Raw genomic sequence first — 16,421 nt, forward strand, 5'->3', positions numbered from 1 at the left:
CCTCCCCTGCGTCAGTTGGACAGCAGTTTGCCGTTGAACAGAATCTTCAACGTCTTGACCGTCAGTACGGCCAGGGCGATCGACAGGAAAGCCAGGATCAGATAGGCAATCGCTTCCAGGATCACGCTTCCTTTGGCATCGGCATATTTCAACGCAGCGTTGCTCAATGCCGCAATCGGAAAGCTGATTGCCCACCAGGCAGGAGAAAAAGGCGCGGCCTGACGGAATACTTTGAATGCCAGCACCCCAAACAGGAACAGGCCAAAGTAGAAGAGCACGCTGGCAAAATAGTCGACGCTGCCAAAGAAGTTGGTGTAAGCCAGAAAGCCGACTTCAAAGGGGGCGATAAGTATCATCAGCGAAGGTGTCATACCTTTGGCCATCACCGGCTCGTGAACCAGACGTGAAAAAATTCGCGTGAAGAACACCAGCGCAATCACACTCCCTACCGCCATCGCGAACAGATTGAACTCGTATGCCCACGCCATGGGCATGTGGGCACCTGTCACCGCGATGTCGAGCGCCGCCACCCCCGGGATCAGCCAGGCAGGCACCGCATATTGCGACTCCTGATTACCGGACAACAGTCGCGAGAGCACAATTGCCGCCAGGATCATGGTCAGCAGGCTACCCAACATCCAAAGCCCCTGGCTGATCAGGGTGCTAGCTGAGCCTACGACTGCCGACAGCAGCAGCAACGCGATCGTCACCGTGCCAAAGAAATTTCCTGATATCGGGTGATTGAACTCGGCTTTGACCGCCGCAGGGTATTTAACCCACTTGGTGAGATACCCCGCCACCAGTGCGATAAACACCAGAATGGCAAACCCACCAATGACCGCTCCGATCATTTGCGCGTAAGCCACATATTCACTGGCGGACTGCCAGGCCAGGCTCAGGCCGGCCAACCCCATCACGGCGCCAAACAAATTGATGGGAAGATTCTTGATGGACCCCGACCGCTCGCTCGATTCGACAGCGAAGGGGGGAAGTGGCGCGTTACAGATGCTCATGCGGGTCTCCGGTTGACGATAAAGCACGTGACGGACAGTGTCGCCTACCTCCCCTCTGTCCTATAGTGTCGCTTAACGACGATTTCAGCCATTTCCACTACGGAGACCGACACCATGCGAATTGCCCTCCTGGCATTTCCCCGCGTGCAAATGCTGGATGTCGTCGGCCCTGCCGATGTGTTCGCTGAAGCGGCCAGGCAATTGGGTAATTCCCGTGCATACCGGATCTCGGTCATCGGTACCGTCGCCGGGCAGATCAAGGGAACCAATGGGCTTCGCCTGGCCACGGATGACTCCATCGAGACGTTCAAGGGGGCTATCGATACGCTCCTGATCGCTGGAAGCCCCAGCGTGAATGACGTGGCACACGACGCCCACCTGCGGGACTGGGTACGCTACCAGGCCACGCGCGTGCGGCGGATAGGCTCGGTTTGCAGTGGCGCTTTTGTGCTGGGGGCTGCTGGTTTGCTGGTCGGGCGACGCGTCACCACGCACTGGAATTCCAGTGCATTGCTGGCCAGGCAATACCCCGATGCCGTGGTCGAACCGGACAGCATTTTTATCCGCGACGGTAACCTGTACACCTCCGCCGGTGTGACGGCCGGTATGGATCTGGCGCTCGCGTTAGTCGAGGAGGACCACGGCCGGGATTTGGCGCTCAGTGTGGCCAGGGAAATGGTGATGTACTTCAAACGGCCGGGCGGCCAGTCACAGTTCAGCGCCCAACTGGCGGCACAGACCGCAGAGCGCACGAACATTCGCCAGATACAGACCTATATCGTCGACAACCTGGCCGCAGACCTGAGCGTGGCATTGCTGGCCCAACGCGCTGACATGAGCGAACGCAACTTTGCCCGGGTATTCAAGGCCGAGGGTGGATTCACCCCTGCCGAGTTCGTGGAGCTGGCACGTATCGACCAGGCACGGCGGCTGATCGAAGGCTCGAATGTCTCGCTCAAACGCCTGGCCGATCAGGTCGGCTATGCCAATGTTGATGGGTTCCGGCGCGCCTTCGTTCGCCGCCTGGGCGTTACCCCCAGCGACTACCGCAAGCGCTTCTTGTAGAAGCGCGACAGCCTCAGCCCAACGCCGTATCCATAACCATCATCAAGCAAAACCCGATACACAGCCCCAGGCTGGCGAGCTTGTCATGGCCATTGCGCCGCGACTCGGGAATGACTTCGTGAGTCACCACCAGCAGCATGGCCCCGGCCGCCAGCGCCAGCCCCAGCGGCAACAGCACCTGAGCCAGGCTCACCAGCCAGGCACACAGCACCGCAAACACCGGCTCCACCAGCCCTGACGCCGCGCCGATCAGGAACGCCTTGACCCGCGACATCCCTGCCCCGGCCAGCACCAACGCAATCACCAGTCCCTCCGGCACATCCTGCAAGGCAATACCCATGGCGAGGCTGTCGGCATCCGGCATGCCGCCGCCTGCCGAGACACCCACGGCCATGCCTTCGGGAATGTTGTGGGCAATGATGGCGAACACAAACAGCCAGATACGCGGCGGTATCACCGGATGATCCGGACTGCCCACGAGCATTTCCGGGGTGGCGCCGGAGACCTTGCGATCCACCAGATACAGCCCGAACGCGCCCAGCATGATGCCGAAACTGATCAATCCACTGGCGGCCCATGGCGTCAGCCCCAGGCTTTGAGCAGCCGCAATACCCGGCACGATCAGCGAAAACGCCGTAGCGGCCAACATCACCCCGGCACCGAAGCCGAGCAGCGTGTCGCTCACCGCCAATGGCATCCGGCGGATCACCAGTACCGGCACGGCACCCAGGGCGGTGCCGAGCGCGCAGATGGCCCCGCCCTGCAAGGCACGCAGGATGCGCGGTTCCAGGTCAAGCCAGGCCAGCCCTTGGGCCACCAGCAATGCAGTTCCTGCCAATAGCAGCAGCGAGCCAAACGCATAACGAAACATTCGCACGCTGCTGATCGCCAGTGTTTCAGTGCCCATAGTCGGCCTTAGATCTTGTTATAGAGGAGTTTCAGCCCAGCGCAGCCTGGTAGCGGCCGGCAACTTCCGGCCAGTTGATGACGCTGTAGAACGCATTGATGTATTCCGGACGACGGTTCTGGTACAGCAGGTAATAAGCGTGTTCCCAGACGTCCAGACCGAGGATTGGCGTATTGCCGTTCATCAACGGGCTGTCCTGGTTGCCGCTGCTTTCCACCACCAGGGTCTTTTGCGGCGTCACGCTCAACCACGCCCAGCCGCTGCCGAAACGGGTCAAGGCAGCTTTGGTGAAGGCCTCTTTGAAGGCGTCGAAACCGCCCAACTGCTCGTCGATGGCGTTACCCAGCGCGCCGCCTGGCTTGCCGCCGCCCTTGGGCGACATGACAGCCCAGAACAATGAGTGGTTGGCGTGGCCGCCGCCCTGGTTGATCACCGCCGCCCGCAGCTTTTCCGGCAGTTGCTGGACGCTGGACACCAGTTTCTCCACCGGCCAAGCGGCAAACTCGGTGCCTTCGACGGCTGCGTTGAGGTTGTTGATGTAGGTCTGGTGGTGCTTGGTGTAGTGGATCTCCATGGTTTGCGCGTCGATATGCGGTTCAAGGGCATCGTAGGCGTAAGGCAAGGCCGGCAAGGTGTAGGACATATCAATGAGCTCCATAAAAAGGGCTGTTGCGGGTCGACGCATCCGATGGCGCCACGTTGCTGCCCAGCAGGCGGTGGGTACGTGGGTACTCACCGTGATCGCTGATGAAATTCAGCAGTTCGACGTAGGTCTTGCTGCTCTGACGCAGGGCCGCTTCCCGCAATAGCGGGTTAAGACGGGTGTCTTGCATGGTCTGCAACAGGCGCTGGTGAATGGCGCAGAGGTATTCCGCGCTTTCTTCCGGCTGGTTCAGGCGCAAGTGCAGGTCGGCCAGGTTGTGATGGGAAATGACGCAAGCCGCCACCGCTTCGTCGGCATCCGCCCAGCGCTCAAACAACACTTGAGCCAGGGCCAGGGCTTGCAGGTAGGCCTCGCGGGCATCTACCAGCTCGCCCGCCATAAAGCAGCGATTGGCCCGTTCGATCGTGCGTTTCCAGTGCTCCATGGTGAGCCTCCAAAGCAGGGTCGGTGATTACACGCCGCCAGCCGTGAGCTTTTCCGGATCCAGCAGGATTTCCAGTTGGCTGCGGGGCAAGTCGGTATGTTCGAGCGCCACATCAATCACCGGACGGCCTTGTTGATAGGCCTTCTTGGCGATTTCGGCGGCCTTTTGGTAACCGATGATCGGGTTGAGTGCGGTCACCAGGATCGGATTGCGCGACAGCGCTTCCTTGAGCTTGGCTTCGTTGACCTTGAAGCTGGCGATGGCCTTGTCGGCCAGCAGTCGGCTGGAGTTGGCCAGCAACTCCAGGCTGCCGAGCAGGTTCTGGGCAATGATCGGCAGCATCACGTTGAGTTCGAAGTTGCCGGACTGGCCGGCGATGGTAATCACCGTGTCGTTGCCGATGACTTGTGCGGCAACCATGGCGGTGGCTTCCGGGATCACCGGGTTGACCTTGCCGGGCATGATCGAAGAGCCCGGCTGCAGGCCTTCCAGCTCGATTTCACCAAGGCCCGCCAATGGGCCGGAGTTCATCCAGCGCAGGTCGTTGGCGATTTTCATCAGGGACACGGCGGTGGTCTTGAGCTGCCCGGAGACCGCGACGGCCGTGTCCTGGGAGCCGATCAGCGCGAACAGGTTCTTGCCTGGGGTGAACTGGACGTGGGTCAGGCTGCTCAGTTGCTGGCTGAAGCGCGCTGCAAACTCCGGATGCGCATTGATCCCGGTGCCGACTGCAGTGCCACCCTGGGCCAGCGCCTGCAAGCTCGGCAGCAGGTCTTGCAGATGGCCGATATTGGCCTTGAGCTGCTGCGCCCAGCCATTGAGCACCTGGCTCATGCGCACCGGCATGGCGTCCATCAGATGCGTCCGACCGGTCTTGACGAAACGGTGCACCTCCTCGGCCTTGTGCTCGATCACCTGGACCAGGTGCAGCAGCGCCGGCAGGGTTTGCTCATGCAGCACCAGCGCCGCACTGACGTGAATGGTGGTCGGGATGATGTCATTGCTGCTCTGGCCGCAGTTGACGTGATCGTTAGGGTTGACCGGCTCGCCCAGCAAGCGGCTGGCGAGGGTCGCAATCACTTCGTTGGCGTTCATGTTGGAGCTGGTGCCGGAACCGGTCTGGAAGATATCCACCGGGAAATGCTGCATGAAATCGCCTTCCAGCAAGCCTTGGGCGGAATCAACGATGGCCTTGCCCTGGGCTTCGCTCAGTTGTTTCAGCTCGACGTTGGCTTTAGCGGCGGCAGCCTTGGCCAGGATCAACGCACGAATGAACTGCGCCGGCATGCGCTGGTGGCTGATGGGAAAGTTGTTCACCGCACGCTGGGTTTGTGCGCCATACAGGGCCTCGGCCGGCACTTGCAGTTCGCCCATGCTGTCGCGTTCGATACGGGTGTTACTCATCGGAAGATCCTTGCACCAGGTCAGAGTGAGAAATCGATGGCAGCAATTCGCAGGTCGCCAATTGCCAGGCAAAGGTCTGCCAGCGCTTGAGGCGGCAGGCACAGTGGGAAAGTTTTTCTAGGTCGCGCAACGGGCGCCAGGCCTGGTCCAGGCACATGGACCGCCAGTGCCAGGGCAAGGCGATATCGGAGGCGGTGTCCAGCAGCAGGCGGAATGAGGTTTCGCCGATGGTCCACGGGTGGGTCGCAGTGCAACAGGCGAGGTACCGGCCTTCGGCCAGATAATGTTCGATCAGGCGGGGCTCGTCGGGAGCAAGGCCGCAACGAATCTGACGACTCATCCAACGCCAGCTTTCCAGGTAGGGATCCTCATGCAGGACAGAACTCATGATCCACACTCATTCGGTAATGATATTTATTATTAAATGATATTGAGAATCAAAACAAGAGCCTGAGGGAATCACTCGGAATTCCAGGCACAAAAAAAGGCGCGCCACCCAATGGGTGGCGCGCCTTCTTTATGGCGTCTGTCGGCGGATTAGCTGCCGGCGACGGTCATCTTTTCGATCAACACCGAACCGGTGCGGATGTTGCTGCGCAGTTCCAGGTCATTACCCACCGCGACAATCTGCTTGAACATGTCACGCATGTTGCCCGCGATGGTCACTTCCTGCACGGCGAACTGGATTTCGCCGTTTTCCACCCAGAAACCCGCCGCACCACGGGAGTAATCACCCGTGACCATATTCAGGCCATGGCCCATCAACTCGGTGACCAGCAAGCCACGGCCCATGCGCCGCAACAGCGCCGCCTGGTCTTCATCGCCATGGGTGATGAACAGGTTGTGTACGCCACCGGAGTTGGCGGTGCTTGGCAGGCCGAGTTTGCGACCGGCGTAGGTGCCCAGCACATAGGACACCAGCTCACCGTTCTCGACGAACGGCTTGGCATAGGTGGCCAGGCCATCACCGTCAAACGACGAACTGCCCATGGCGCGCATCAGGTGCGGGCGCTCATCGATGGTCAGCCATTCCGGGAACAGCTTCTGGCCAATCGCGCCTTCCAGGAACGACGACTTGCGGTACAGGTTGCCGCCGGAAATCGCCCCAAGGAAACTGCCGAACAAACCACCGGCCAGTTCCGCCGAGAACAACACCGGCACTTCACAGGTCGGCACCGGGCGCGCGCCCAGGCGGCTGGCAGCACGCTGCGCGGCACGCTGGCCGATGAGTACCGGGTCCATCAGCAATTCGCCCTGGCGGTTCACGTCGTACCAGTAATCACGCTGCATCTGGCCGTTGGCTTCGGCGATCATCACGCAGCTCAGGCTGTGACGCGTCGAGGCATAACCGCCGATAAAACCGTGGCTGTTGCCGTATACGCGGCAACCCTGATGAGTACTCAAGGTGGTGCCATCGGCGTTCTTGATCCGGCTGTCGGCATCGAATGCCGCCGCTTCACAGGTCAGTGCCTGTTCAATAGCCTGTTCCGGGGTGATGTCCCAGGCATGGAACAGGTCAAAATCCTTCAAGTCCCGAGCCATCAGGGCTGCATCAGCCAGGCCGGAGCTTTCATCTTCGGAGGTGTGCTTGGCAATCGCCAGCGCTGCAGCAACGGTTTCGCGAATCGCTTCCGGGCCGCTGGCAGAAGTGCTGGCCGAGCCCTTGCGCTGGCCCACGTACAAGGTGATGCCAAACCCCTGGTCGCGGTTGAATTCGACGGTTTCCACTTCCCGCTGGCGCACCGATGTCGACAACCCCTGCTCCAGGGACACCGCCACTTCACAGGCACTGGCCCCCTGGCGCTTGGCCTCGGCAATGATCTGCTCGACTTGTTCCTGCAGTGCCGGTAACGCTTGCGGACCGACGCTTTGGGCTGCACTCATGGTTTTCTCCACTCAAATTCTGCTTTCGGTTAAGGCCTTCTAGCGACCGGGCCGGACAAGCGGCCCCCGACTGGTTATCATGGCGGCGTTTCTTTGCGGACTGCCACCATGGTTGATTCTTACGACGACTCCCTCGATGGGGAGAAAAGCAAATCTCAGGTCAAACGCGAGCTGCATGCTCTGGTTGACCTCGGCGAGCGCCTTACAACACTCAAGCCTGACTTGTGTGCAAAACTGCCATTGACCGACGCCCTGCGCCGGGCTCTGAACGATGCGCCCAAGCACACCGCGAATATCGCGCGTAAACGGCACCTCATGTTCATCGGCAAACTGATGCGCGACCAGGACACTGACGCCATTCTGACGTTGCTCGATCAACTCGATGCCTCCACTCGCCAGTACAACGAGCGCTTCCATAACCTGGAACGCTGGCGTGATCGCCTGATCGCTGGCGATGACGCGGTACTGGAGAAGTTCGTCATCGAGTACCCGGATGCCGATCGCCAACAATTGCGCTCCCTGATCCGTCAGGCCCAGCACGAACTGGCGCAAAGCAAGCCACCGGCCTCCAGCCGAAAAATCTTCAAATACATCCGTGAGCTGGACGATAGTCAACGCGGCCTGCGCTGACCCTCTTCCCCGGGTGGCGGCCTTCGCCACCCGAAGCTCCCGCTCTTACGACCCCGTGCCACCCACGGTGATCGCATCGATTTTCAAGGTTGGCTGGCCGACACCCACCGGCACCGACTGACCATCCTTGCCGCACGTCCCCACACCGCTGTCCAGCGACAGGTCGTTACCGACCATCGACACCTTGCTCATGGCTTCCGGGCCGTTGCCAATCAACGTTGCACCCTTGACCGGCGCGGTGATCTTGCCGTCTTCGATCAAATACGCCTCGCTGGTGGAGAACACGAACTTGCCGCTGGTGATATCCACCTGCCCACCACCGAGGTTGGCGCAGTAGATGCCGCGTTTCACCGAGGCGATGATTTCGGCCGGATCGCTTTCGCCGCCGAGCATGTAGGTGTTGGTCATGCGCGGCATCGGCAGGTGCGCGTAGGACTCGCGACGACCGTTACCGGTGCGGGCCACGCCCATCAGGCGCGCGTTGAGCTTGTCTTGCATGTAGCCCTTGAGCACACCGTTTTCGATCAGCGTGGTGCACTCGGTCGGGGTGCCTTCGTCATCGACGCTCAACGAACCGCGACGCCCGGCCAGGGTACCGTCATCGACGATGGTGCAGAGCTTGGACGCAACCATCTCGCCCATGCGCCCGCTGTAGGCGGAACTGCCCTTGCGGTTGAAATCACCTTCCAGGCCGTGGCCCACCGCTTCATGCAGCAGCACGCCGGACCAGCCAGAGCCCAATACCACCGGCAACGTACCCGCCGGGGCCGGAATTGCTTCCAGATTGACCAGGGCCTGGCGCAACGCTTCACGGGCATACCCCATGGCGCGGTCTTCGGTGAGGAAATAACGGTAGTCGGTACGCCCACCGCCGCCATGGCCACCGCGCTCGCGACGGCCATTCTGTTCAACGATCACGCTGACATTGAAGCGCACCAGCGGCCGCACATCCGCCGCCAGGCCGCCATCGGTGGAGGCCACGAGGATGCGTTCCCACACCCCGGCCATGCTTACGGTGACTTGCTGGATACGCGGATCCAGGGCGCGGGTCGCCGCGTCCACACGCTTGAGCAGCTCGACCTTTTCGGCGCGGCTGATCACTTCCAATGGGTTATCCGGGGCATACAGCTGGGCCACGTCCTGGGTGCTGAACGCCTGCACCGTGCCGTTTTGCCCGGCACGGGAGATCGAACGCGCTGCGCGAGCCGCCAGCCCCAGGGCTTCCAGGGTGATGGCGTTGCTGTAGGCAAAGCCGGTTTTTTCACCGGACTGCGCACGCACACCCACGCCTTGGTCGAGGTTGAAGCTGCCTTCCTTGACGATCCCGTCTTCCAGAGCCCAGGACTCGGAAATCTGCCCCTGGAAATACAGGTCGGCCGCGTCGATGCCTGGCCCGGCCAGATCGCCGAGGACCGTTTGCAAGCTTTCGATGGTCACGCCACCAGGCGCCAGGAGGTGTTCACTGACTGAGGACAACAACTCGCTCATAGGTTTGGCCTTAAATTCATCGTTCTGAAGCAGGTCGCTGTGCGCCCTGCGAGAAAAAGCGCCGGTGGCCCGCCACCGGCATGCGCGTCCGTATCGACGCCTGTTCGCTGCTATCGCGTTCGGCCAACAACACCGCCTCGCCTTGATCCTGTTGTGCCAGCACGCGCCCCCATGGGTCGATGATCGCTGCATGCCCGAAGGTTTCCCTGGGCCCCGGATGCACGCCACCCTGGGCGGCCGCCAGCAGGTAGCACTGGGTCTCGATGGCACGCGCACGGATCAGCACATCCCAGTGCGCGGCGCCGGTTACCGCTGTAAAGGCCGAGGGCGCGGTGATCAACTCGGCACCCGCAGCGCGCAATTCGCTGTATAGCTCCGGGAAGCGCAAGTCGTAACACACCGTCAGCCCCAGGCGGCCGACGGGCGTATCCGCGACGACCACCTGGCTACCATGAGCATAGTCATCGGATTCACGATAACGACCCCGGGCATCGGCCACATCGACATCGAACAGGTGCAGCTTGTCGTAGCGGGCAACGATTTCGCCCTGATCATCGATCAGCAGCGAGCAGGCATTGGACTTGGCGTTCGGTTGGTCCTTTGGGGGCAGCGGCAAAGTGCCGGCCACTATCCATAAGGTGAGGTCGCGGGCGGTCTGTTTCAACCATGGCAGGATCGGACCTTCGCCCAAGGCCTCGGCGCGACCGATATCGGCCACATCGCGACGGCCCATGGCGGCGAAGTTTTCCGGGAGTACCGCAAGCCTTGCACCGCCCGCCGCCGCTTGCTCCAGCAGGCGCCGAGCCTGAGCCAGGTTGGCCAGCACATCGCTTTGGCTGACCATTTGAATTACCGCAAAGGACATGGGCCCACACTCCAGAAAAGGCATGCGGCCATGCTACTCCACAGGTACTCAGTTTGGCTTTTCAAATGGCTTGTCGAAGGTGATTTTCGGGTCCTTCCACGGGCCTTCTACCTTGTACTGCACGCTGGCGAAACGCGAAACACGGTCGCCAATCAGCTTGTCGATCAGGAACAGCGCCCCGCCAATGGCCGGCGCGCCGACGATCAATGCAGCAATCGGCAGGTTGTTGGTGACCGGCAGCGTCACCAGCAACTTGGCATCGACGCGATCAGCCACCAGGTCCAGGGTGCCGTTGATCTCCAGATTACTCGACGGGCCCGTCATGGTGATCGGCTCACGGGTTACAAACACGCCGTTACTGGCGGCCAGCAAGCCCTTGACCCGGTCATAACTCAAGCCCTTGCCAAGCAGGTCCGAGAAGTCCAGGCGCAACCGGCGACCGATGGAGTTGAAGTTCAGCAAGCCAAACACCCGCAGGGCCTGCGCACCGCCGTCCACTTCAACAAACTGGCCTTTGCGGAAACTGGCGTCCAGGCTGCCGGAGAAACGCTTGGGACCTACCCAGGCCGGCGAACCCGGCCAGCGGCCGTCCACGTCCACGTGAAAATCTTCGCTGGTCACGCTCGGCGCAAATCCCCAGCCCTTGAGCACGTCGCCAATGTTCTTGCCATCGAGGCGGCCCTTGTACCAACTGCTGCTGGCACCGGGTGCACCTTCCCAACCGCCGGCGCCCTGGAGCACCATGCCCTTGAGCCCCAGGTTCAGGCTGTTGAACGCCATGCCCCTGGTGGTCGGGCGAACTTTCAGAGACCAGGCACCTACCAGGTCCGGGCCCTGGAACAACTGGGCAATCGAGATATCCAGCGCGGGAATATCCTTGGGATCAACATCAGCCAATGGGTCCGGCGCATTTTCATCCGCCTGCACGGTCGGATCCACCGCAGGCAGCTTCACGTATTGCAGGTTGACTGCAATCGGCGCGCCCTTGGCGTCCGGCAACCCCACGGTACCCTTGGCCTGCTGGCTGTCGAACTGCAAGCCCCAGGCAGCGGGTTTGCGGTCCAGCTGCGAGCTGACCTGGTCGAACTGGGTGCCGAAACCGGTCAACTTGCCGACCTTGAAATCGGCCCCGCTCAACAACTGCTTGGCACTGCCACCCGGGTCGTTGCCGGCGTAGCGGTCCACGAGCTTTTTCCAGGGGTCGATATCCAGCTCCGACAACACGCCGCGGATTCGCAAGCCCTTGCCGGCCGGCAACACCGCATCGCCATCTCCCAGGAACAGCTCACCCCGGCCGTCGGCGAAATTGTCCGCCGGGGCGGCGAAGGTGAAGCTGCCCAACTCGCCATAATCGAACCAGTAACGGCGCTCCTTACCCTGCAAGGTCATGCGGAACACACTGTCGCGGCCCTGGCTCGCCGGCATACCGAACGGCGCCGGCAGGTCCACGGCCACGCCCTTGAGGTTGGAGCTGACCATCAACTGGCTGTCGGCGCCATCGAGGTTGAGCTGCAATTGGTAGGGGATATCGCCGGACACCGGCAACGGCTGGCTGACCTTCAGCCAGTCAGTCAGCCGCTTGACGGTCACCTGCCCTTTCGCGGTGACGCGGGTGTTGAGGTCGCCTGGCTTGCCATCGGCGAAAATCTGCGCGGTGATCGGTCGGTCGAAGGCCTGGGCGCTGATGTTCTGGCCACTCAGGCCCTTGGCGCTGTCGAAGCGGAAATCACCCTTGAGCTGGCTCAGGTCCAGCGTAGGCTCGGCCAGTTGCAGGCGGGACTTGTCGGTCTTGAAATCCACCACGATCTTGGGATCGGCGCCCTTGGCCAGGGGAATATCCAGGTCCAGCTTGCCTTGCAGGTCGCCCTCGCCTTTCCAGCCGGCGAAGGTCGAGGCGGTGCCGATCGGCGCTTCCTGAAGGATTTTCAGGCCATCGCCCAGGCCACCGGCAAAGTTGCCGGTGAGCAGCAGGTGGCTGTCCTTGCCTTCGGGGGCGTGGGGAATGTTGACGTAGATATCATTGACCTTGGTGTCGAGCAGCTGGCCCTTGCTGGCTAGGATGCGCACGCCGCTTTCCTCGACAAACACTTCACCCTTGACCTTGCTCACGTGCGGCCAGCCCGGCTGGAATGCCAGCTCGGCATCATGCACCTTGAAGAACAGGCTGATATTGCGCGAGGCAGGCAGTGCGTCGTGGTTCAGCGAGCCTTGGTACTGGAAGAAGCCCTCGTCCACTGCACCCTTGAGAATCGCAGTGCGCAGCCACTCATCGAGTGCCGGGCTCAACACCGCCGGCAGGTATTTGGGGGTGAAGCGGCCATCGCCGTCGACCATACCGACCCGCAGGTCCATGTAGTCTTCCTGGCTATGGTCGAAATGCAGGCGAATCAGGAAGTCGGCGGCGACCTTGCCCTCCTCGCCCAGCACCTTGATATACGGCGCGATCAGGGTGAAGCCTTCCTTGTCGAGCTTCCACGTCAGGCGGGCGTTGGCCTGGATGTACTGCCAGGGCTTGGCGAAGATCGGAAACAGGTGCAAGGAGAAATCCTTGCTGTCCATGCGCAGCTCACCCTTGCCCAGGTCACCGCTGATGCTGCCGCTGACATTGCGGGCGGCCGGCGCACCGAAGTAAGCGTCGAAACCAATACGGTCGAGGTTGGCCGCGAAGCTCACGCGCTGGTCGGTGGTGTCTTGAGGCCGATAATCCAGCAACACGTTCCGCAGCGTGCCGGTGGCCTTCAGATGATCCAGGGTGGTGGCCACGGCTTCCGGCAAGGGTGCCAAGGCGTGCAGCAATGGCGTGATCGGCGTCAGGTCGAGGCGATCGGCCTGCAGGTTCCAGACTTCCTGGGCCTTGTCGGTGGCCAGGGTTTGCTGCAGTTGCAGGCGCGATTCCCAGCGGGTGTCGCCGAGGTTCATTGCGAGCGAGTCAAACAGCACCTTGAGGCCGCTGTCACTGCGTTGCAGGTACGCAGTGAGGGCCAGGTTCTCAATATGAGTCGGCTTGCGATCGGCATAGCTGCCCTTGAGCTGCGGGGCGTTGAGGCGCACGGCGGCGCTTTGCACGGTGCCCTTGGCCCAGGTCAGCCAGAATTCGCCGCCAGCCTTGAGTTCGGTAAGTTTCCATTGCTGGGTCAGTTTTGCCGGGATCCATTTTGCCCAGTCACTCTGGGGCAAGCTCAGGTAAGCCTCGGCTTCGCCGTCTTTCCACTGGCTGGCGCGGATTCGGGTGCGCAGGTTCAACGCCAGGGGCTGGCCGTCGGGCAGGGTCAGGCGCGCGTCCAGGCGCTGGCGGTTGGCGCCGGTCTGCAGGCTCACGCCGACATAGGTCAAGGTCAGCGGAGCCTGGTCGAACGGCTGCAGCGTCACCTGGCTGTCGAGCAATGAAACCTGCCCGACCATTTGCATGCGCGTCAGCAGTTGTTCGGGATCCAGCGGCTGGTCATCCTGCACCGGCAGGCCTTGCAGCGCCCAGTGGCCGTCCTGGTCTTCCTTCAGGCTGACTTGCAGGCCGCTGACTTCCAGGTGGGCAATGCGCACTTCACGCGCCAGCAGGCTGGCCCAGATATCCGGCACCACTTGCACCTGGTCCAGGCGCAGGGCGCTGCTGCCCTCGCCGACCATCACGTCGTGAGCCAACAATACCGGCGCGAAGCCACTCCAGCGCCCTTCCAGGCTGCCGATGTTCACGGGCATATCCAGCGCAGTACGCGCCTTGGCCTCGATTTCGCCACGGTATTCCGCCACCAACGGCGTCAATTCACGGCCCAGGCTCACGTACACCGCCGCCAATACCAGCAGCAAGGCGCACAGGCCGAGGCCCCAGCGGGTCAATGCGGCAAAAAAGCGTATCAGACGCTCCATGTCAGGCGACCCTCAAAGGCAATAGTCGGACGGCAGATCAAGGCCTGCCCGTCTCGTTGATAAGAACTAACGCGAATCAGAGCAGCACCACGTCATATTGTTCCTGGGAATACATGGTTTCGACCTGGAAGCGAATGGTGCGCCCGATAAAACCCTCCAGCTCGGCTACGTTGCCGGATTCTTCATCCAGCAAACGGTCGACCACCTTCTGGTTAGCCAGGACTCTATAGCCCTCGGCCTGGTAGGCGCGTGCCTCCCGTAAGATTTCCCGGAAAATCTCGTAGCAAACCGTTTCCGGGGTCTTCAACTTACCGCGCCCCTGGCAACTGCTGCACGGCTCGCACAGCACTTGCTCCAGGCTTTCGCGGGTGCGCTTGCGGGTCATCTGCACCAGGCCCAGCTCGGTGATGCCGATGATGTTGGTCTTGGCGTGATCGCGCTCCAGTTGCTTCTCCAGGGTACGCAGCACCTGGCGCTGGTGCTCTTCGTCTTCCATGTCGATGAAGTCGATGATGATGATCCCGCCCAGGTTGCGCAGGCGCAGCTGGCGGGCGATCGCGGTGGCCGCTTCGAGGTTGGTCTTGAAGATGGTTTCTTCGAGATTGCGATGGCCCACAAAGGCACCGGTATTCACGTCGATAGTGCTCATGGCTTCCGCCGGGTCCACCACCAGGTAACCGCCGGACTTGAGCGGCACTTTGCGCTCAAGGGCTTTCTGGATTTCGTCTTCGACCCCATACAGGTCGAAAATCGGCCGCTCGCCCGGGTAATGCTCCAGGCGATCGGCGATTTCCGGCATCAGCTCGGCAACAAATTGCGTAGTGCGCTGGAAGGTTTCCCGCGAGTCGATGCGAATTTTCTCGATCTTCGGGCTGACCAGGTCGCGCAAGGTGCGCAGGGCCAGGCCGAGGTCTTCGTAGATCACGCTCGGGGCGCCGATCGTCTTGATCTGCGCGCCGATCTGGTCCCACAGGCGACGCAGGTAGCGGATGTCCATGAGGATTTCATCGGCACCGGCACCTTCTGCGGCAGTACGCAGGATAAAGCCGCCGGCCTCCTTGATGCCTTCCAGCGCCACGCAGTCACTGACCACCTTTTTCAGGCGCTCGCGCTCGGCTTCGTCTTCGATTTTCAGGGAAATACCGACGTGGGCCGTGCGCGGCATGTACACCAGGTAGCGCGAAGGAATCGACAGTTGCGTGGTCAGCCGTGCGCCCTTTGAGCCAATCGGATCCTTGGTGACTTGCACCACCAGGCTCTGCCCTTCGTGCACCAGGGCGCTGATGCTTTCGACCGCCGGGCCTTCGCGCAGGGAGATTTCCGAAGCATGGATAAACGCAGCGCGGTCCAGGCCGATGTCGACGAACGCAGCTTGCATCCCCGGTAACACACGCACCACCTTGCCTTTATAAATATTGCCGACGATCCCGCGCTTTTGGGTGCGCTCGACGTGCACTTCTTGCAGAACACCGTTCTCTACCACCGCCACGCGCGATTCCATCGGCGTGATATTGATCAGAATCTCTTCACTCATGGCTGGGTCTCGTTCAGGCGTTTTCACAATAGTGACCGATCGCTTAAGGCTTGGCGCTGGAATACGGCGTTTAGCGCACGGTAAGGTTTTGCCAACAGGGTATGCCGAATTGGCCCAGCAGTTCTGCGGTTTCGCAGACCGGCAGGCCAACGACGGCAGAGTAGCTGCCATTGAGTCCGGCGACGAACACCGCCGCCAAGCCTTGGATAGCATAGCCGCCCGCTTTGTCCTGGGGCTCGCCGCTGTGCCAATAAGTGGTGGCTTCGTCCGCTGAAATCCTGCGAAAGCGCACACGACTGCTGACCAGCTGCGTTTCGCAACGCTGGCCGTCAATCAGCGCAATGGCCGTCAACACTTCGTGTTCACGCTCGGAAAGGGCCAGCAACATGGCCAGGGCATCGGCTTGATCCACGGGTTTACCGAGGATCCGGCCGTCGAGGATCACGGCTGTGTCCGCGCCCAGCACACAGGCGCCGGTGGCATCGGCCAAGGTCGCTCGACCGGCCGCAGCCTTGCCGCGCGCCAGGCGTTCTACGTAGGACGCGGGCGATTCATTTGTAAGGGGAGTTTCATCAATGGCGGCGCTGACGACGGTGAACGGCACGCCGATCTGTGTCAGCAGCTCACGCCGCCTCGGGGAGCCCGAGGCCAGATAAAGCGAATTCATGCAGACTCTCCC

Annotated in this window: 14 protein-coding genes; 2 read left to right on the forward strand and 12 right to left on the reverse strand. The window is 61.5% G+C overall.

Going from position 1 to position 16,421, the window contains the following annotated elements:
• Window positions 1-11: 11 nt before the first annotated feature.
• Window positions 12-1,013 carry an SLAC1 anion channel family protein gene (locus tag HX805_RS11180; protein ID WP_177080098.1) on the reverse strand — a complete coding sequence of 334 codons (1,002 nt, stop codon included), beginning with the start codon at window positions 1,011-1,013 and terminating at the stop codon, window positions 12-14.
• A gap of 114 nt (window positions 1,014-1,127) precedes the next feature.
• Between HX805_RS11180 and HX805_RS11185 the strand changes: the two genes are divergently transcribed.
• Window positions 1,128-2,078: a GlxA family transcriptional regulator gene (locus HX805_RS11185; RefSeq protein ID WP_087692865.1), complete on the forward strand. Its 951-nt coding sequence runs from the start codon at window positions 1,128-1,130 to the stop codon at window positions 2,076-2,078.
• Between the two features lie 13 nt (window positions 2,079-2,091).
• Here the strand turns inward: HX805_RS11185 and HX805_RS11190 are convergent, their stop codons facing one another.
• From HX805_RS11190 to pmbA, 6 genes are all read right to left on the reverse strand, one after another.
• The gene (locus tag HX805_RS11190) at window positions 2,092-2,985 is read right to left on the reverse strand and encodes a ZIP family metal transporter (protein ID WP_177080097.1); all 894 of its coding nucleotides are present in this window, start codon (window positions 2,983-2,985) and stop codon (window positions 2,092-2,094) included.
• Between the two features lie 31 nt (window positions 2,986-3,016).
• On the reverse strand, window positions 3,017-3,628 hold the full coding sequence (locus HX805_RS11195; RefSeq protein ID WP_177080096.1) for a superoxide dismutase: 612 nt from the start codon (window positions 3,626-3,628) through the stop codon (window positions 3,017-3,019).
• Window position 3,629: 1 nt separating this feature from the next.
• Window positions 3,630-4,073: a hypothetical protein gene (locus tag HX805_RS11200; protein WP_003216099.1), complete on the reverse strand. Its 444-nt coding sequence runs from the start codon at window positions 4,071-4,073 to the stop codon at window positions 3,630-3,632.
• A 27-nt stretch (window positions 4,074-4,100) separates the two neighbouring features.
• The gene (locus HX805_RS11205) at window positions 4,101-5,477 is read right to left on the reverse strand and encodes a lyase family protein (protein ID WP_177080095.1); all 1,377 of its coding nucleotides are present in this window, start codon (window positions 5,475-5,477) and stop codon (window positions 4,101-4,103) included.
• Window positions 5,470-5,865, reverse strand: a complete 396-nt coding sequence (locus tag HX805_RS11210) for a hypothetical protein (protein WP_008434319.1) — start codon at window positions 5,863-5,865, stop codon at window positions 5,470-5,472. Before HX805_RS11210 ends, HX805_RS11205 begins: the two co-directional genes overlap by 8 nt.
• 149 nt (window positions 5,866-6,014) lie before the next feature.
• A complete protein-coding gene (pmbA, locus tag HX805_RS11215; RefSeq protein WP_003216094.1) occupies window positions 6,015-7,361 on the reverse strand; it encodes a metalloprotease PmbA in 1,347 nt (448 codons plus the stop codon).
• Between the two features lie 108 nt (window positions 7,362-7,469).
• On the opposite strand from pmbA, the gene yjgA reads away from it, so the two are divergent.
• Window positions 7,470-7,991, forward strand: coding sequence for a ribosome biogenesis factor YjgA (yjgA, locus tag HX805_RS11220; RefSeq protein ID WP_003216092.1), 522 nt, complete (start codon window positions 7,470-7,472; stop codon window positions 7,989-7,991).
• 45 nt (window positions 7,992-8,036) lie between these two features.
• Here yjgA and tldD read toward each other — a convergent pair whose 3' ends face one another.
• The 5 genes from tldD to HX805_RS11245 all read right to left on the reverse strand — a co-directional run bounded on the left by tldD (window position 8,037) and on the right by HX805_RS11245 (window position 16,409).
• On the reverse strand, window positions 8,037-9,479 hold the full coding sequence (gene tldD, locus HX805_RS11225; protein ID WP_010170608.1) for a metalloprotease TldD: 1,443 nt from the start codon (window positions 9,477-9,479) through the stop codon (window positions 8,037-8,039).
• Between the two features lie 16 nt (window positions 9,480-9,495).
• Window positions 9,496-10,344 (reverse strand): carbon-nitrogen hydrolase family protein, encoded by an 849-nt coding sequence (locus tag HX805_RS11230; RefSeq protein ID WP_008437218.1) that lies wholly within the window; start codon window positions 10,342-10,344, stop codon window positions 9,496-9,498.
• Window positions 10,345-10,392: 48 nt separating this feature from the next.
• On the reverse strand, window positions 10,393-14,208 hold the full coding sequence (locus HX805_RS11235; protein WP_177080094.1) for a YhdP family protein: 3,816 nt from the start codon (window positions 14,206-14,208) through the stop codon (window positions 10,393-10,395).
• A 76-nt stretch (window positions 14,209-14,284) separates the two neighbouring features.
• Window positions 14,285-15,742 (reverse strand): ribonuclease G, encoded by a 1,458-nt coding sequence (rng, locus tag HX805_RS11240; RefSeq protein ID WP_003216085.1) that lies wholly within the window; start codon window positions 15,740-15,742, stop codon window positions 14,285-14,287.
• 70 nt (window positions 15,743-15,812) lie between these two features.
• Window positions 15,813-16,409, reverse strand: a complete 597-nt coding sequence (locus tag HX805_RS11245; protein WP_003216083.1) for a nucleoside triphosphate pyrophosphatase — start codon at window positions 16,407-16,409, stop codon at window positions 15,813-15,815.
• Between the last annotated feature and the right edge of the window lie 12 nt (window positions 16,410-16,421).

This window comes from Pseudomonas sp. G5001, from assembly GCF_013385475.1.
Classification (GTDB): domain Bacteria; phylum Pseudomonadota; class Gammaproteobacteria; order Pseudomonadales; family Pseudomonadaceae; genus Aquipseudomonas.